This window comes from Thermophilibacter sp. ET337, from assembly GCF_024733715.1.
Taxonomy (GTDB): domain Bacteria; phylum Actinomycetota; class Coriobacteriia; order Coriobacteriales; family Atopobiaceae; genus Thermophilibacter.
Genome location: NZ_JANRHO010000001.1, coordinates 284,634 through 301,092, shown reverse-complemented (window position 1 = coordinate 301,092; position 16,459 = coordinate 284,634). Strand labels below are relative to the sequence as shown.

At 71.3% G+C, this 16,459-nt stretch carries 14 protein-coding genes; 1 reads left to right on the top strand and 13 read right to left on the bottom strand.

Features of this window, described 5'->3' with window-relative positions:
- Nucleotide 1 precedes the first annotated feature (1 nt).
- From NW198_RS01350 to hisI, 5 genes are all read right to left on the bottom strand, one after another.
- Nucleotides 2–1,612: an ABC transporter substrate-binding protein gene (locus NW198_RS01350; protein ID WP_258339718.1), complete on the bottom strand. Its 1,611-nt coding sequence runs from the start codon at nt 1,610–1,612 to the stop codon at nt 2–4.
- 285 nt (nt 1,613–1,897) lie between these two features.
- Nucleotides 1,898–3,823: an excinuclease ABC subunit UvrC gene (gene uvrC / locus NW198_RS01345; protein WP_258339717.1), complete on the bottom strand. Its 1,926-nt coding sequence runs from the start codon at nt 3,821–3,823 to the stop codon at nt 1,898–1,900.
- Nucleotides 3,820–5,088, bottom strand: coding sequence for a hypothetical protein (locus NW198_RS01340; protein ID WP_258339716.1), 1,269 nt, complete (start codon nt 5,086–5,088; stop codon nt 3,820–3,822). The genes uvrC and NW198_RS01340 overlap by 4 nt, the downstream gene beginning before the upstream one ends.
- Nucleotides 5,089–5,105: 17 nt before the next feature.
- On the bottom strand, nt 5,106–5,423 hold the full coding sequence (gene hisE, locus NW198_RS01335; RefSeq protein ID WP_087313327.1) for a phosphoribosyl-ATP diphosphatase: 318 nt from the start codon (nt 5,421–5,423) through the stop codon (nt 5,106–5,108).
- A gap of 10 nt (nt 5,424–5,433) precedes the next feature.
- Nucleotides 5,434–5,784, bottom strand: a complete 351-nt coding sequence (gene hisI / locus NW198_RS01330) for a phosphoribosyl-AMP cyclohydrolase (protein WP_258339834.1) — start codon at nt 5,782–5,784, stop codon at nt 5,434–5,436.
- A gap of 119 nt (nt 5,785–5,903) precedes the next feature.
- On the opposite strand from hisI, the gene NW198_RS01325 reads away from it, so the two are divergent.
- Nucleotides 5,904–7,475 (top strand): FAD-binding protein, encoded by a 1,572-nt coding sequence (locus NW198_RS01325; protein ID WP_258339715.1) that lies wholly within the window; start codon nt 5,904–5,906, stop codon nt 7,473–7,475.
- Nucleotides 7,476–7,631: 156 nt separating this feature from the next.
- Here the strand turns inward: NW198_RS01325 and hisF are convergent, their stop codons facing one another.
- From hisF to hisG, 8 genes are all read right to left on the bottom strand, one after another.
- Nucleotides 7,632–8,399, bottom strand: coding sequence for an imidazole glycerol phosphate synthase subunit HisF (gene hisF / locus NW198_RS01320; protein WP_258339714.1), 768 nt, complete (start codon nt 8,397–8,399; stop codon nt 7,632–7,634).
- A 230-nt stretch (nt 8,400–8,629) separates the two neighbouring features.
- Complete coding sequence (locus tag NW198_RS01315) at nt 8,630–9,817, bottom strand: aldo/keto reductase (protein ID WP_258339713.1); 1,188 nt, start codon at nt 9,815–9,817, stop codon at nt 8,630–8,632.
- A 2-nt stretch (nt 9,818–9,819) separates the two neighbouring features.
- Nucleotides 9,820–10,557: a 1-(5-phosphoribosyl)-5-[(5-phosphoribosylamino)methylideneamino] imidazole-4-carboxamide isomerase gene (locus tag NW198_RS01310; RefSeq protein ID WP_258339712.1), complete on the bottom strand. Its 738-nt coding sequence runs from the start codon at nt 10,555–10,557 to the stop codon at nt 9,820–9,822.
- Entirely contained in the window at nt 10,554–11,216 is a 663-nt protein-coding gene (gene hisH / locus NW198_RS01305; RefSeq protein ID WP_258339711.1) for an imidazole glycerol phosphate synthase subunit HisH, read from the bottom strand. The genes NW198_RS01310 and hisH overlap by 4 nt, the downstream gene beginning before the upstream one ends.
- On the bottom strand, nt 11,216–11,803 hold the full coding sequence (hisB, locus tag NW198_RS01300; protein ID WP_258339710.1) for an imidazoleglycerol-phosphate dehydratase HisB: 588 nt from the start codon (nt 11,801–11,803) through the stop codon (nt 11,216–11,218). Before hisB ends, hisH begins: the two co-directional genes overlap by 1 nt.
- Nucleotides 11,800–12,891: a histidinol-phosphate transaminase gene (hisC, locus tag NW198_RS01295; protein ID WP_258339709.1), complete on the bottom strand. Its 1,092-nt coding sequence runs from the start codon at nt 12,889–12,891 to the stop codon at nt 11,800–11,802. Before hisC ends, hisB begins: the two co-directional genes overlap by 4 nt.
- A gap of 1 nt (nt 12,892) precedes the next feature.
- Nucleotides 12,893–14,290: a histidinol dehydrogenase gene (gene hisD, locus NW198_RS01290; protein WP_258339708.1), complete on the bottom strand. Its 1,398-nt coding sequence runs from the start codon at nt 14,288–14,290 to the stop codon at nt 12,893–12,895.
- A complete protein-coding gene (gene hisG / locus NW198_RS01285) occupies nt 14,287–15,957 on the bottom strand; it encodes an ATP phosphoribosyltransferase (RefSeq protein WP_258339707.1) in 1,671 nt (556 codons plus the stop codon). The genes hisD and hisG overlap by 4 nt, the downstream gene beginning before the upstream one ends.
- Between the last annotated feature and the right edge of the window lie 502 nt (nt 15,958–16,459).

Sequence of the window (16,459 nt, the reverse complement as noted above, 5' to 3'; positions counted from 1 at the left end):
GCTACGCGGAGACCGTCTTGCAGCCGATGAAGTTCATGCCCGTGGTGCCGATGCCCGCGAAGCCCTCGATGGCGGTCTTGGTCGGGGAGGCGGCGGCGTCAGCCCAGGAGGCGGTCACGGTCTGGACGTGGATCAGCGGGTAGAGAACCGCGTTGTCGGCGATGAGGTCGTAGACCTGCTTCCAGGTGGCCTGCTGCTCGTCGCCGGACTGGCCGAGAGCGGCGGTCATGAGCTCGCGGATCTGCTTGAACTCGTCGGAGCCGCCCCAGCCGGTGCGGGTCTGCTGCCAGACGTTGTCACCGTACCACCAGTTGAGGAGCAGGTCGGGGTCGGCGCCCCAGCAGGACGGGTCGCCCGGGGCGATCAGGATGTCGAAGTCGTCCGTGCCGCCGTCGATGGCCGCGTAGGTGGCAGCGGAGGTCTCCTCGGCGATCTCGCAGGTGAAGCCGAGGGCGTCGAGGTCCTGCTTGGCCGAGGTGGCCATGCCGGAGGCCTGGGTGTTGTCCGTGCAGCGGATCTTGAGGGCGCCCGGGGTCACGCCGGCCTCGTCGAGCAGGCTCTTGGCCTTCTCCTGGTCGTAGGTGTAGACCGTCGCGGCCTCCTGGAAGTTGGGGAAGTCCTTGGGGATGTAGGAGGACGCGGTGGCGGCGAGGCCGTTGAAGATGTTGTCGATCATCTTGTCGGTGTTGATCGCGTACATCACGGCCTGGCGGGCGACCTTGTTGTCCCACGGCGCCTTGGTGGTGTTGAACATGATGAAGCGGGTGCCGAAGCCCTGGACCTGGTCAACCTTGCAGCCGGCGGACTCGATGAGGTCGATGGCGTCGGCGGTGACGGACTCCATGACGAGCGTGGTGCCCTGCTGCTGGGCGGTCATGCGGGCGGTGGAGTCGACGAGGATGTCGTAGTGCAGGCCGGCGTCCTCGGCCGGGAAGGAGCCGTTGTAGTTGGGGTTGGGGACGAGGTCGACGGTGTTGTCCGTGATGGCGTCGTACATCCAGGGGCCGGAGCCGACGGGCTGCTGGGAGAGCTCGTCGTCAGAGGTGCCCGCGGGGAAGACGCGGACGAGCGCCAGGCGCTCCTTGAGGAGCGAGAAGTTGGCGATGGCGGTCTTCACGGTGACGGTGGTGTCGTCGGTGGCCTCGAGGGAGTCGATCGGGGCGAGGAACGCGCCGTAGGTGGCGTCGGCCTTGGTGCGGTCGAAGGCCTCGACGACGTCGGCGGCGGTCACGGCGTTGCCGTTGGAGAACGCGGCACCCTCGCGGATGGTGACGGTGAAGGTGGTCTCGTCGACCTGCTCCGGGTCGCCGGTGGCGAGCTCGGGGAAGGTGGAGTAGTCGTGCGGGTCGGTGCCGTAGAGGCCCTCGAGGACGTGCCAGTTGGAGCCCAGGCAGAAGGCCGAGGAGGTCTTCGTCGGGTTGTACTCGGACGGGGCGTAGGCGGAGCCGGCGGTGATGGTGCCGCCGCCAGAGGTGGTCTCGCCGCCCTCGTCGCCGGTGGAGTCGGCGGGCGCGTCGCCGTTGTTGCACGCGGCGAGCGCGAGCGCGGACGCCGCGGCGGTCCCACCAAGGAACGCACGACGAGACACGGCGCTGTTCATGAGCTTCTTCATGGTGTCTTCCTTTTCTCCTCCTGCGACCGCCTCGTGGCGGCGGTCGTCCCTTGTCGTTCTATTGTGCGCGACCCCCTGCGCAACATCACTCATAGAACCGACTAACGGACGGATTAGTACCCCCAAACGGTTGGGCATATGTAATCAGCCTGTAAATCTGGTATGGTGGTTATATTCTCTTTCCTCACCGCAATATCCTGCTCCCATTCAAAGAAGCCCAGATAATCTGAGGTATATGGAATCGTTCTCAGTTCTAGTTCTTCTCGATTTTTCAGGAACTGGTATCTATGTAAGTTCCTGAAGGGCCTGATAGACGGCTCGGGCCACCTCGGCTGGTATGCCCTGCGTCGCGGCGATCTCCTCCTCGCTCGCGGCGCGCAGGCGCTTGAGCGAGCCAAAGCGGCGCATGAGGGCGCGCTTGCGCTTGGGGCCCACCCCGGGCACGTCGTCGAGAACCGACGTGGTCATCGCCTTGTCGCGCAGCTCCCGGTGGAAGGTGATCGCGAAGCGGTGGGACTCGTCGCGCACCTGCTTGATGAGGTAGAGCGAGGGCGAGCCGCTCGGCAGCACCACCGGCGTCTCGTCCCACGGCACGAAGAGCTCCTCGTCGGACTTGGCCAGGCCGCAGACCGGGATGTCGAGCCCCAGGCTCTCGAGCTGGGCCATCGCGGCAGTGAGCTGCGGCTTGCCGCCGTCGACCACGAGCAGGTCGGGACGGCTGCCAAAGCGCTCGTCGGCCATGCGCTCCGGGGCGTAGCGCCGCCCCAGCACCTCGGACATCGAGACGAAGTCGTTGGCCTCGGTGAGCGGCGTCTGGATCTTGAAGCGGCGGTACTGCGCCTTGTCGGGCCGGCCGTTGGTGAAGACCACCATCGAGGCCACGGTGAAGTGCCCGTGCAGCGTGGAGATGTCGAAGCACTCAATGCGCATGGGCGGCGCGTCGAGGGCCAGCGCGCTCTCGAGCTGCAGCAGGGCCTGGTTGGTGCGCTCGTCGGCATATCCCGTGCGCACCATGTAGCGCATGAGCGCGTGCCGGGCGTTCTCCGAGGCCATGTCGAGCAGGCGGCGCTTCTCGCCGCGTAGCGGGCGGTGCAGGCGCACGGAGCGCCCGCCCTTCTCGGCGAGCCACTGGGAGACGACCTCGGCGTCGCCGAGCTCGCAGGGAAGGTCGACCTCGGAGGGGACGTCGGCCGTCTCGTCGTAGTAGCGCTTGACGAAGCCCCCCACGAGCTCCTCCTCGGAGACGTCGAGGCCCTTGTCGAGGATGAACTCGGCCGAGCGCACCGTCCGGCCCTCGCGCACCACGAAGACGCAGGCGCAGCTGATGGTCTCCTCGCGGTAGAAGCCAAAGAGGTCGAGGCTCACGCTCGAGGGGAAGACCACCTGCTGGCGGTCGTCGAGCGCGTCGAGGTTGTCGAGGCGCGCCTTGATGCGGCCGGCGCGCTCGAAGTCGAGGTCGGCCGCCGCCGTGCGCATCTGCTCGGTGAGCTCTCCCACGATCTCCGAGCGGTTGCCGCGGAGGAACCGCTCGACCTGGCTCACGTGGCGCGCGTACTCCACGGTGTCGATCATGCCGGCGCACACGCCCGGGCCGCGCCCCACGTGGTAGTCGAAGCACGGGCGGCACTTCTCGGCGAGCATGAGGTTGGCGACGGAAGCCTGGTCGGGGTCACGCTCGAGCAGGCGCTTGGCACGCTTCCACTCCGCGCAGGTGGCAAGGCATATGGGCACCACCTTGCGCAGGGTGTCAATGGTCTCTCGGGCGGCGCGGGCGTCGGTGTAGGGGCCAAAGTAGCGCGTGCCCTTGCGGTGCTTCTCGCGCGTGTACTTGATCGCGGGGAAGACGTCGGACTCGGTGATGGCGATGAACGGGTAGGACTTGTCGTCCTTGTAGTCCACGTTGAAGTAGGGGTGGTACTGCGCGATGAGGTTGCGCTCCAGGACGAGCGCCTCGTGCTCGGAGCCCACCACCACGTAGTCGAAGGACCTCACGACCTGCATCATGAGCGGGATCTTCTCGCGCTCGTCCTGCAGGGTCACGTACTGGCGCATGCGGGCGCGCAGGTTCTTGGCCTTGCCCACGTAGACGACCTCGCCGCGGCCGTCCTTCCAGAGGTAGCAGCCGGGCTCGGTGGGGACCCGCGCGACCTGCTCGGAAAGGGTCGGCTCCACGCGGGCGCCGCCGGCGGGGCTGTCCGGGGCCTCGCTCACGAGACGTCCCCGTGCGGGAGGTACTTCTCGAACTTCTGGACCTGGTGGAAGTAGTTGACGTAGGCCCAGAGGCGCTGGGCGAGCGAGTCGTGCCCGCCGCGCCAGTGGAGCGCGAAGCTCGCCGTCTTGTCGCGGTAGGCGGCAAGGACGCGGTCCTTGAGGGGGCCGGCCGGCATGCAGCGCTCGATCACCTTGCGCGGGACGGCCACGTAGGCCCAGTCCTCGCGGGGCGCGACGGGCGCGGGCGTGCGGCCGAGCACGACGTCTTCCACCTGGATGCGCGCAAAGTTGACGCCCGCGAGCAAAACGAACCACGAGCTCCGCCCGGGACGGGCGTTCATCTCGAGGAACTTGAACTCGCCGGTGCGCGCGTCCCACTTGGCGTCGAAGGTCCCCATGCCGTGGTAGCCCACGCGCTTGACGAAGCGGGCCGCGGCGGCCTCCACCTCGGCGTTGCGCTCCGGGACGATGGCCACCGCGTTGCCGATGGCGCCGGGGTGATGGTCCTCCAGCCCCACGTGGCCGCAGATCGAGAAGACCACGTCCGAGTTGGCGTCCGCGTAGAGGTAGATGGCGTACATGTGGGAGTCCCCGCCGGGGATGAACTCCTGGATGATGAGGCTCTCGTCGTAGCAGGAGCGCTTGAGCTCGTCGAAGATGCGGCGCAGCTCCTCGGGCGTCTCCACGATGAAGATCTTCTGCTTGCCGGGGAACTCCGCGTAGTGATAGGCGGCCGAGTTGGACGGCTTGGCCACGAGCGGGTAGGCGAAGCCGGAGTCGTCCGCCTGGGCGGCGGGGTCGGCGCAGTCGAGCAGGCGCGTCTTGGGGTAGGGCACGCCCACCTCCTCGCACACGCGGTAGAAGTTCTCCTTCTGCGTGACGAAGTCCAGCACGTCAAAGTCCACGACGGGCGTGTAGAACCAGCGCTCGAGCTCGGACTTGTGCTGCGAGACGATGCGCGCGTAGAAGTCCCCGCAGGTCACGAGGAACGGCACGCGCCCGGCGGCGCAGAGCTCCTCCCCCAGCTCGGCGAGCGTGGCGAGAAGGACCTCGGGCTCGTCGAAGCCCTCGACGACGCGGTACTCCGCGAAGCGCGTGCGCGAGATGGACTTGATGTCGGAGCTGCCGTAGATGATCGCCCGTGCGCCGTACGCCTCGCGGAAGGCGCGGACGTAGGCGTAGGCGGAGTAGTCCGCGCCGAGGATGACGGGCTGGATGGTCGAGGCGAGGTCCTTCTCGGCGACGTGCTCTGGTCTGGTTGCCATGTTGTTCCTATCTGGGCCTAGCGGTGGCGGGCGTCGAGCTCGCCGGCGAGCTCCGCGACGGTGACGCCGTGGCGCTCGAGGGTGACGAGCAGGTGGTAGACGAGGTCGGCGGCCTCGTAGCGGATGTGGTCGTGGTCGCGGTCCTTGCAGGCGAGCGCGACCTCGGTGGCCTCCTCGGTGACCTTCTTGAGGAGGGTGTCCTCAGGCCCCTGCAGCAGGCGGGCGGTATAGGACGTCTCCGGCGAGGCGTCGCGGCGGGCGTGGATGACGGCGGCGAGCCCGGTGAGCGTCTCGCCGATATCGCCGTCGTGCACGTTGGCGGTTCTCTCCCCCATTGGTATCCCCCTAGCGGTCGTCGCCCTCCGCCGGCGCGGCGGCGAGCTCGCGGTAGAAGCAGCTGCGGTGGCCGGTGTGGCAGGCCGGGCCCGGCGAGTCGACCTCGACGAGCAGCGTGTCGGCGTCGCAGTCCACGAGCACGCGGCGCACCCGCTGGACGTTGCCGCTGGTGGCGCCCTTGTTCCAGAGCTCACGCCGGCTGCGGCTCCAGAACCAGGTGGTGCCGGTCTCGAGGGTGAGGCGAAGCGACTCCTCGCTCATCCACGCGACCATGAGCACCTCGCCGGTGCTGGCCTGCTGCACGACGGCGGGCACGAGGCCTCGCTCGTCGAAGCGCACGACCGCGTCGGCGAGCGTCACGGGCTCGAGCCGCTCGCCGGCGTAGGTATACTGTGGCTCCTGCTGGGGCGTCTGTGACACGGGTCCTCCTCGGTCCTTGCTGCCCCATCACTTTACTACACGGCAGCGAAGGGGTTGCGATGGCTCACGCGACGGAAACCGAGTCGTTCGACGTGCTCGTGGTGGGCGCCGGCATCGCGGGGTGCGAGGCCGCGCTCGCCGCCGCCGAGGCCGGCGCGCGCGTGGCGCTCGCGAGCGCGGCAGACACGTTCTCCGGGTCGAGCTTCTTTCCCGGCACGTGGGGGCTCGGCCTGGTGGGGCCGGCGGACGATAAGGACGAGGCGGACTTCGTCGAGACGATCCTCGAGGTGGGGCGCGGCATGGCGCTGCCGGGGCTCGCGTCCGCGCTCGTGCGCGGCGTCGCCGCGGCCGTGGGGCGGCTCGAGGAGCGCGGCGTCGAGCTTCAGCGGGCGGAGCGCCCCGAGGAGCGCGACTTCATCCCCTGCTTCGACCGTCGATGCCGCAGCTGGCACGGCCTCGGCCGAGCGTCGTACCGAGCCGCGACCGAGGCTGCGCTTCGGGCGGCGGGCGTCACGGCGCTCCCCTTCCACGAGCTGCTCGCCCTCGTCGAGATGGACGGGCGCGTGTGCGGCGCCGTGCTCTTCGACGTGCGGTCGGGGGCGGAGCGCGTCGTGGGTGCCGGCGCCGTGGTCCTGGCGACGGGCGGCTTCGGCGGGCTCTTCTCGCGCACGCTCACGATGCCCGACGTCACCGGCACCGCCGCCGCGGTGGCGCTGCGCCACGGGGCTCGCCTGGTGAACGTCGAGTTCATCCAGATCATGCCCGGCCTCGTGGAGCCGGTCCGCGGCGTGGTCTTCAACGAGCGGACCTTCCGCTACGCGCGCGTCGAGGGGCTCGACGCGCCAGGCGCCGCGGGGCTGCTCGACGCGCGCGGCGGGCACGGGCCCTTCACCGCGAGCCTGCCCGACCGCGTCGTGGACTTCGCGGTCGCGGCGGCAGGGGCGCGCGGGGCGGCCGTGACCTACGACCTGCCGGAGAAGCTGCCGGAGTTCATGCAGACCTACTTCGACTGGTTCGAGGGCGCCTTCGGGCGCCGCCCGGACGGGGACCTGCGGATCGCCCCGTACGCGCACGCCTCCAACGGCGGCATCCTCGTGGACGAGCGGGGCGCGACCGGCGTCCCGGGCCTCTTCGCCTGCGGCGAGGCCACGGGCGGCATGCACGGAGCCGACCGGATCGGCGGCCTCTCGAGCGCAAACGGCCTGGTCTTCGGCCACGCCGCCGGGCGAGCCGCCGCCGGCGATGCCGCCGCGACCCGCGTCGCCGCACCCAACGCCGCCGCCCACGCCGTGAAGGCACGGTCCCCTCTCGGCGTCCCGGAGCGGGAGGGGCTTCTCGCGCTGCGGCATGCCATGGACGAGCGCTGCCTGCTCGGGCGCACCGCGGAGGGACTGCAGGCGATGGTCCGCCTGCTCGACGAGCTGGACAGGGACAGCGCGCGGACCGGGTCCCGGCGCCTTGCCAACGCCGCCCTCTCGGCCCACGCCCTCGTGACCGCCATGCTCGCGCGGACGGAGAGCCGCGGCGCCCACCACCGCGCGGACTTCCCCGAAGAGGACCCTGACCAGGCCCGCCCGCTCGTCGTCACGCTCGACGCCGACGGCCTGCCCGTGGCGGAGCCGCTCGGCTAAGGGCCGGGACCCGACGAGGGGCGCCGTTGTAGGCAGTTTTTTCGATGGCCCCCCAGTATCGGGCGCATTTCACGCGAAAAGGCGCAGGTAGACGGCTTGTTCAAAAGGGGCTACTCGGAGCCCCTTCCAAAAACTGCCTACAACGCGGGGCGGGCCCTAGAAGTCCAGGCGGACGGGGATGCCCTGGCTGGCCATGTACTCCTTGACCTGGCGGATGGTGAACGTGCCAAAGTGGAAGACGCTCGCAGCGAGCACGGCGTCGGCCTCGCCCTCGATGATGCCCTCGGCAAAGTGCTCGAGCGTGCCGACGCCGCCCGACGCGATCACCGGGATCGGCACGGCGCGCGCCACCGCGCGGGTGAGCGCGAGGTCAAAGCCGTCCTTGGTGCCGTCGCGGTCCATGCTCGTGAGCAGGATCTCCCCGGCGCCGCGACGCGCGGCCTCCTCCGCCCAGGCGACGGCGTCGATGCCCGTGGCGACGCGCCCTCCCGCGAGATAGACCTCCCACTTGTCCGCCGCTCCCACGCGCTTGGCGTCGATCGCACAGATGACGGCCTGCGAGCCAAAGGCCGTGGCCGCCGCGGTGATGAGGCTCGGGTCCTTGACGGCGGCGGAGTTGAGCGAGACCTTGTCCGCGCCGGCGGCGATCATCTCGCGGCAGGAGGCCACGTCGCGAAAGCCCCCTCCCACCGTGTAGGGGATGCGCAGCTCGGCCGAGGCGCGGCTGGCCAGGCCGATCTTGGTGGCGCGGTCGTCAGAGGTCGCGGTGATGTCGAGGAAGACCACCTCGTCGGCGCCCTCGGCGTCGTAGCGGCGCGCGAGCTCCACGGGGTCGCCCGCGTCGCGCAGGCCCACGAAGTTGACGCCCTTCACCACGCGTCCGTCCTTGACGTCCAGGCAGGGGATGACTCGCTTTGTCAGCATGGGTGGTCCTTTCGGTTGCCGGGGCCCGGGTCCGCCGTCCTTCTCGCAGGGCCCAGCGCTCACTGCGTTCGCTCGCTGCGCGATTCGCCCTGCCGAGAAGGACGGCGGACCCCCGGGCGAACGGAGGACGTTGCAATCATAGTTGGACTTCGGGGGTCCCTGGGGCTGGAGGCTCTTCTCGCCCCGAGGTGTTTACACGGGATGGCGGGGGCTGTCGTCCCCCGGCGAGGCTAACGACCGCGGCGCGACCACGCGCGCAGCGCCCAGCCCACCGGACCGGGCTGGAAGCGCCGCCCGACGTCGACCAGGCGCGCGGGGATGTCGATCCCCTGGGGGCAGTGGCGCGCGCACGCGCCGCAGCGGACGCAGTTGCTCACGAGCTTGGGCGCGCTCGTGCGCACCGCGCTCGCGGTGAAGTACTGCGAGAGCCCCGTGAACCACCCGTGCGCGAAGCTCGCGTTGTAGGCCGAGAAGCACCCGGGGATGTTGATGCCCTGCGGGCACGGCATGCAGTAGTTGCACCCCGTGCAGGGGACGCGGTTGGTTCGGGCGAACTCCTCGACCACGCGGGCGATGACCTCGTGCTGCGCGGGCGTGAGCGAACCCGGCAGGGCGCGGCACGCCACGGCGGCGTTCTCCTCGACCTGCTCGGGCGCGGCCATGCCGGAGAGCAGCATCGTCACCTCGGGGTGGTCCCACACCCAGGAGAGGCCCCAGGCGGCGGGCGTCTCCAGGCCGGGCGCGGCCGCGGCGTCGAGGATGCGCCGCGCGCGGTCGGGCAGCTTGTCGGCGAGGCGCCCGCCCAGCAGGGGTTCCATGACAAAGACGGCGAGACCGCGCGCAGCGGCGGCGTGCAGGCCCGCGGTGCCCGCCTGGTACTGCTCGCCCGCGTAGTTGTACTGGATCTGGCAGAAGTCCCAGTCGTAGGCGTCCAGCAGGACGGGAAAGTCACCCGCGCTGCCGTGATAGGAGAAGCCGGTCTGGCGGATGCGGCCGGCGGCGCGCTGGCGGGCCACCCAGTCCTCGATGCCCAGGTCGCGCAGGCGCTCCCACTGCGCGGGGCTCGTGACGTTGTGGATCAGGTAGTAGTCCACGCGGTCCGTGCGCAGGCGGCGGAGCTGTTCGTCGAAGATGCGGTCGAGGTCGGCGGTCGCGCGCACGGAGCCGTGCGGCAGCTTGGTGGCGAGAAGCACGCGGTCGCGCAGGCCAAGCTCGTCGAGGGCGGCGCCCACGCAGGCCTCGTTGCCCGGGTAGAGGTAGGCGGTGTCCAGGTAGTTGATGCCGCGCTCGACGGCACAGGCGATGATGGCGCGGGCGCGCTCGGGATCGGGGCGGCCGGGAGGGCCCGGAAGGCGCATGCACCCGAGGCCGAGCGCCGATATGCTGTCCCCGTTGCGCGGGTTGGTGCGGTGCTGCATGGCTACCCCGCGCAGGCCGCGAGCGCGTCCTCGAGCGAGAAGGACCCCTCGTAGAGGGCGCGCCCGGTGATGGCGCCCTCGATCACGCCCGGCCCGAGCGCCGCCAGCGCCCGCAGGTCGTCCAGGCCCGCGATGCCGCCCGAGGCGACCACGGGAAAGCCCGCGACCTCGGCCACGTGGCGGTACGCCTCGGCGTCCACGCCGCAGCGCATGCCGTCGCGCGCGACGTCGGTGAAGACGAGGTGGCGATACCCCAGCTCGGCGAGGCGCGCCACGAGCTCGTCTGCGGAGAGCGCCGCGCCCTCGCGCCAGCCGTTCACGCGCACCTCTCCCCCGCGGGCGGCCACGTCGGCCACCACGAGCTCGCCGAAGCGCCGCGCTGCCTCCGCGGCGAAGGCCGGGTCGCGCACCAGCGCGGTGCCGATGGCAATCCGTCGCACGCCGAGCCCCGCCAGCCGCTCCACGGCGGCGAGGTCGCGCACGCCTCCGCCGGCGTCCACCGAGATGCCGGGCACGGCACAGATAGCGCGGATCGCGGCGTCGTTGGCCGCGCGGGCCGCGGCGTCCTCCTCGAGCGTGGCGGAGAGGTCGACCACGTGCACCCAGCGCGCCCCGGCGTCGCGGAACCTCTCGGCCACCGCGGCGGGGTCGCTCGAGTAGACGTCCATGTGGGCGCGCTCGCCGCGCGCCAGGCGCACGACCTTGCCGCCCACCAAATCGATCGCGGGAAACAGGATCATGCGCCACCCCCGACCACGCCGACGAAACCCTCGAGGATCGCGCGGCCCACCGCCGAGCTCTTCTCGGGGTGGAACTGCACGCCAAAGACGTTGTCCGCCCAGACGGCGCTCGCGAAGCTGCGCACGTAGTGCGTGCGCGCCGCCACCACGTCGCCCGGGACGTCGTCGGCGAGCGCGAAGGAGTGCGTGAAGTAGACGTTTGCCCCCTCGGGCACGGCCGAGAAGAGCGGGCACCCGCGGCCGTGCTCGGTCAGGTGGACCTGGTCCCAGCCCACGTGCGGGACCTTGAGGCGCGACGACTCCAGGCGCGTGGCCGAGCCGGCGATCACGCCCAGGCCGCCCGTCCACGAGCCGTCGTCCGTCTCGTTGCCGCGCTCGAAGAGCAGCTGCAGGCCCAGGCAGATGCCGAGGAACGGCACGCCGCGGCCGAGCGCGTCGAGGACGGCCTCGGCCTCGCCAGACGCGCGCAGGTAGGCCATGGCGTCGCCGAAGCTGCCCACGCCTGGCAGCACCACGCCGGACGCGGTCCTGATGACGGCGGGGTCGTCGGAGACCACGGCGCTGCCGCCCGCCTCCGCAAGCCCGCGCTCGACCGAGCTCAGGTTGCCCTTGTGATAGTCCACGATGACGATCGGGCGGGCGCCGCCGGCGGGCGCCATCACAGGCTCCCCTTGGTGGACGGCACGCCGTCGACGCGCGGGTCGGGCTCGACGGCCTCGCGCAGCGCCCGCGCCGCGGCCTTGAACGTGGCCTCGAGGATGTGGTGGGCGTTGGACCCGCAGACCAGGCGCAGGTGGAGCGTGACGCCCGCCTCGCGCGCGAGGCCCGCGAAGAACTCGCGGCCGAGCTCGGTGTCGAAGGTCCCCACCTTGGCGGGCCCGATGGGCACGTCCCAGTAGAGCTCGCCGCGGCCGGAGACGTCCACGGCCGCCATGACGAGCGCCTCGTCGAGCGGCACCATGACCGAGCCAAAGCGGCGGATGCCGCGCTTGTCGCCCAGCGCCTCGCGCAGGGCCTGGCCGAGCACGATGCCGGTGTCCTCGACGGTGTGGTGGTCGTCGACCTCGAGGTCGCCCTTCACGCGGACGGTGAGGTCGACGAGCGAGTGGCGCGCGAGCGCGGTGAGCATGTGGTCGAAAAATCCCACGCCGGTCTCGACGTCGGCGACGCCGGTCCCGTCGAGGTCGACGGACAGCCCGATGTCGGTCTCGGCGGTGGCGCGGACGGCCTTGGCGGTCCTTGTCATGATTCCTCCCTCACAAGCGTCGCGAGCGCGTCGAGAAGAGCGTCGTTCTCCTCGCGCGTGCCCACGGAGAGCCTGAGACATCCCTCGAGCCCCGGCGCGGCGCTGAAGTCGCGCACCAGGACGGAGTGCTCGTCGCGCAGGCGCCGGCGCACCTCGGCGGCGCGCGGCACGCACACGAGCACGAAGTTGGCAGACGAGGGCCACGTCCGGACGCCGGGAAGCTCCGAAAGCCCCGCGGCCAGCCGCTCGCGCTCGGCCACGATGTCGGCGACCGTCCCGGCGAGCGCCTCCCGGCAGCGCAGCGCCGCGAGGCCCGCCGCCTGGGCGAGCACGTCAACGGAGTATATCTGACGCACGGCCCCGAGGACGTCCACGACCGCCGGGTCCGCCACGAGATAACCCACGCGCGCGCCCGCCAGGCCAAAGGCCTTGGAGAGGGTCCGCAGCACCATGAGGCGGGGCTCGGAGGCGACCCACCCCACGACGCTCGAGCCCTCGGGGGCAAACTCGACGTAGGCCTCGTCGACCATGACCAGGGCGTCGGTCTCGTCGAGCAGGCGGCGCACGACGGCCGGGTCGAGCAGGTCGCCCGTGGGGTTGTTGGGCGAGGTCACAAACACCAGGTCGGCGCCTGCCGCGGCGGCCACGAGCGCGTCGGCGTCCACCGAGAAGTCCTCCGCGTCGCGCCAAACGCGCTCGACCGCGGTCTCGCACATCGCGGCGAAGTTGGCGTACTCCGAGAAGTCCGGCGGGCACGTGACGAGCGTCCGCCCCGGCCCGCCAAAGGCGAAGAGCAGGTTGAAGAGCAGCTCGTCGCCGCCGTTGCCCACGCAGACGCTCCCGCGGGCGACCCCGTGGCGCTCGGCGATCGCGTCGCGCAGCTCGTTTGCCATGGGGTCCGGGTAGCGGTTGAGCGGCGTGGCGAGAAGGGCGGCGTCGATCGCGGCGCGGACCTCCTCCGGCAGCGCGTGGGTGTTCTCGTTGGCCGAGAGGTTCACGCGGCAGGGCGAGAAGGCCGGGTCGTACGGCTCGAAGCCGGCGAGCGCGGGCCGCAGGCGGGCGGCGAGGTCGAGGTTCTTCTCGGCCATCTCACACCTCCGACCTGCAGGTTGGGGACTGTCCCCAATTAACAGAACCGGCGGGGGCGGCGAGGTCGGAGGGCCAGGCGACACGGTGGACGTCGTCCACGTCAAACGAGGCGCCCTCGGCGAGGCGCCGGCGCAGGCCCACGGAGAGGGCGTGCGCCCAGAGCCCCTCGGACTGCGCGAGCGTCTGCGCCGCGGGGGCATCGGCGAGCAGGCCCTCGGGCGTGTAGCAGATCACGCTCGAGCGCTTCTGGAAGTCATAGACGCCCAGGGGGTTGGAGAAGCGCGCGGTGCCGCCGGTGGGCAGCGTGTGGTTGGGGCCGGCCACGTAGTCGCCCAGGGGCTCGGAGCTCCAGGCGCCCACGAAGATCGCGCCGGCGTTGCGCACGCGGCCGAGAAGCGCCATGGCATCCTCGCAGTGCAGCTCGAGGTGCTCGGGAGCCACCACGTTGACGGCGTCGACGGCCGCCTCCAGGCTCTCGGCCACCACGATCACGCCGCGGTCGTCGAGCGAGGCGCGGGTGATCTCCTCGCGCGGGCTCTGGGCGACGAGGCGCTCGGCGGCGGCGAGCACGCGGTCGGGCAGCTCCGGGTCGCAGGTCACGAGGTAGCAGCTCGCCATCGGGTCGTGCTCGGCCTGGGCCATGAGGTCGGCGGCCACCACCACGGGGTCGGCCGTGGCGTCGGCGAGCACGCACACCTCGGAGGGGCCGGCCACCATGTCGATGCCCACGTCCCCGGAGACGAGGCGCTTGGCGGCGGCCACGTAGGCGTTGCCGGGACCCACGATCTTGTCGACCGCCGGGATGGACTCGGTGCCGTACGCCACGGCGGCCACGGCCTGGGCTCCTCCCACGGCGTAGACCTCGTCCACGCCCGCGAGCGCGGCGGCGGCGAGCGTGTAGGGGTTGAGGCCGCCGCCCGCCTGCGGCGGGGTCACCATCACCACGCGTGGCACGCCCGCGACCTTGGCGGGGATGGTGTCCATGAGGACGGTCGAGGGGTACTGCGCGCGGCCGCCCGGCACGTAGACGGCGGCCGAGGCCACGGGCGTCACCTGCACGCCGAGGATCGTGCCGTCGGCGCGCGCCGTGAACCAGGACTGCTCGCGCTCGCGCTCGTGGAAGTCGCGAATCTGGTCGCGCGCCTGGGTGAGGGCGGCGAGAAACTCCTGCGGAACGGCCTCGAGCGCGGCGGCGAGCGCCTCGTCGGGCACGCGGAAGGCGTCCGGGCAGGCGCCGTCGAAGCGCACGCAGAGCTCGCGCACCGCCACGTCGCCGCGGGCGCGCACGTCCGCCACGATCTTCTCGGCCGCCTCCATGACCTCGGCGGGCAGGGCGCCCGCGCGGTTGAGGTCGGCCTGCGTGAGGCGGCGTCCCCCCTCGAGCACGACGGTCCTCATGACTCACTCCCCTTCCTCGCGACCTCGGCGAGACGCGCGGCGAGGTCGCGGATCCTTCGGTCGCAGCGATAGGCGGCGGGCCCGGCGAAGAAGCGCGCGGTGCACTCCATGACCTCGTCGACGATCACGAGGTCGTTCTCGGCGAGCGTGGTGCCCGTCGCCGTGATGTCCACGATGCGGTCGGCCATGCCCACGATCGGGCCGAGCTCGATGTTGCCGTGCAGCGTCACGATGTCGACCTGCTGCCCGATGGAATCGTAGTAGCGCTGCGTGATGCGCGGGTACTTGGTCGCCACGCGGACGGCGCCGCGCCAGGCGTAGTTGCGCGCCGCCTCGCCGGCCTTGTCGCGCGGCTCCGCCACCACGAAGCGGCAGCCGCCGTAGCGCAGGTCCACGAGCTGGAGCAGGTCGAGCCCCGCCTCGATGAGCGAGTCCTTGCCGCAGACGCCGCAGTCGGCGCCTCCCCGGCCCACGAAGGCCGGCGCGTCCTGGGCGCGCACGATCACGTACTCGACGTCGCCCTCGCGGATGACGAGCTTGCGCCCGGGGTCCGCGAGCTCGGCGGTGGGCAGGCCCGCCGCGGCGAGGGCGGCGACGGTCTCCTTGAAGAGCGACCCCTTGGGCACGGCGATGCGGATGGGACGGGCCGCCACGTTGACGCCCGGCGTCACCACGCCCGACTCGCCCGGCTCGCCGAGGACCTCCTGGAGGCGCTCGAGCGAGAGGGCAAAGCCGCAGGCCGCAAGGCCCGGACGGCCGAGGTTGGCGAGCACCGCGTCGTAGCGCCCGCCCGAGGCGAGGCTCGCGGCGATGCCCTCGGCGTAGCCCTTGAAGATGATGCCGGTGTAGTAGTCGAAGGAGTTGATGATCGAGAAGTCGAAGGAGAGGCGCCCGGCCGAGAAGAGGTCGGCGAGCTTGGAGGCGAGGGCCGAGAGCTCGGCGGTGCCGCGGGACTCAACGGGCACGCCCGCGTCGGCGAGAAGGACGTCGAGCCGCTCGATGACCTCGGGGCCGCCGCCCATGCGCACGACCTCGTGCAGGGCGCGGGCGGCCGCGGGCGGAAGGTCCGGCGTGGCGTCAATGAGCTCGCCGAGGGTCACGAGGTCCGAGTCATGGACGAGGGCGAGCACCTCCTCGCGAAACTCCGGCGTGGGCGCGCAGGCGTCGAGCAGCGCCGTGAGCGGCACCACCGAGCCAAAGACCACGCGCCAGTCCGGCACCTCGAGCGCGCCGAGCGCCTCGGCGAGCAGCCGCACGACCTCGACCTCGGCGGCGGCGCCGTCCTCGCAGACGAGCTCGACGCCGAGCTGCGTGAACTGGCGGGGCTGGCCGCGCAGGCTCGGCTCCTCGCGCACCACCGGCGCGTTGTAGCGAAAGCGCGCCGGGAGCTGGCCGGCGTCCACGCGGCCGGCGACGAGGCGGGCGACGGGCAGGGTGAGGTCGGGGCGGAGCATGAGCAGCGTGCCGTCCTCGTCGAAGAGCTGGAAGGCCGAGTCGCGCACGCGGGCGCCGCGCTCGAGGGCGGAGCGGTCCTCGAGCAGCGGGGTCTCGACGGGAAGGTAGCCATGCATGGCAAAGGTGTTGCGCACGATGCCGGAGATGCGCTCGCGGGCGAGCGCCTCGCGGGGAAGGATGTCGCGGAAGCCGCGGGGAGTTGCTGCGATCACGGGGGTCCTCTCTTCTCGCCGTGACGTCTGCCGTGTGGGGCAGGGCTACTTTAGCACAGTAAAGTGGGTTGGCCGGAGTGTTTTCCCGCGCGAAACACGGCGGGCGGGGCGGGGCTCGCTTAACGATCGCGGGCCGTCGCCCGACGGGGCCCTCTTGCTTACTGATCGACGGTCATCGCAGGGCGAGGGCTCTTCTTGCTTACTATTCGCGGATCGTCGCGCGTTCGGCGCTGAGCGTGCTTACGGATCGCCGCACATCGCAGCCAATCGGGCCGAGAAGGGCCCTGTGAAGGCCCGCTGCATGCGACGAGCCGGGTTTCGTAAGCGCGCAGCCGGCAGATGCTGCGACGGTCGGGGTTTAGTAAGCACATCCACGGCCAGAGCTGCGACGGGCGGGGTTTCGTAAGCGTCACAGGTCAATCGCCGCTCGCGCAGAGACGAAAAGGGCCGCGAATCGCGCGACGGCCCCCAATCTCGGCACGCTCCGCGGCGCCGCGCGCCC

What these genes read in the sequence shown, in the direction of transcription:
- NW198_RS01350 (WP_258339718.1), bottom strand. Translation starts at nt 1,612, where the DNA reads ATGAAGAAGCTCATGAACAGCGCCGTGTCTCGTCGTGCGTTCCTTGGT.
- NW198_RS01340 (WP_258339716.1), bottom strand. Translation starts at nt 5,088, where the DNA reads ATGGCAACCAGACCAGAGCACGTCGCCGAGAAGGACCTCGCCTCGACC.
- hisE (WP_087313327.1), bottom strand. Translation starts at nt 5,423, where the DNA reads ATGGGGGAGAGAACCGCCAACGTGCACGACGGCGATATCGGCGAGACG.
- NW198_RS01325 (WP_258339715.1), top strand. Translation starts at nt 5,904, where the DNA reads ATGGCTCACGCGACGGAAACCGAGTCGTTCGACGTGCTCGTGGTGGGC.
- hisF (WP_258339714.1), bottom strand. Translation starts at nt 8,399, where the DNA reads ATGCTGACAAAGCGAGTCATCCCCTGCCTGGACGTCAAGGACGGACGC.
- NW198_RS01315 (WP_258339713.1), bottom strand. Translation starts at nt 9,817, where the DNA reads ATGCAGCACCGCACCAACCCGCGCAACGGGGACAGCATATCGGCGCTC.
- NW198_RS01310 (WP_258339712.1), bottom strand. Translation starts at nt 10,557, where the DNA reads ATGATCCTGTTTCCCGCGATCGATTTGGTGGGCGGCAAGGTCGTGCGC.
- hisH (WP_258339711.1), bottom strand. Translation starts at nt 11,216, where the DNA reads ATGGCGCCCGCCGGCGGCGCCCGCCCGATCGTCATCGTGGACTATCAC.
- hisB (WP_258339710.1), bottom strand. Translation starts at nt 11,803, where the DNA reads ATGACAAGGACCGCCAAGGCCGTCCGCGCCACCGCCGAGACCGACATC.
- hisC (WP_258339709.1), bottom strand. Translation starts at nt 12,891, where the DNA reads ATGGCCGAGAAGAACCTCGACCTCGCCGCCCGCCTGCGGCCCGCGCTC.
- hisD (WP_258339708.1), bottom strand. Translation starts at nt 14,290, where the DNA reads ATGAGGACCGTCGTGCTCGAGGGGGGACGCCGCCTCACGCAGGCCGAC.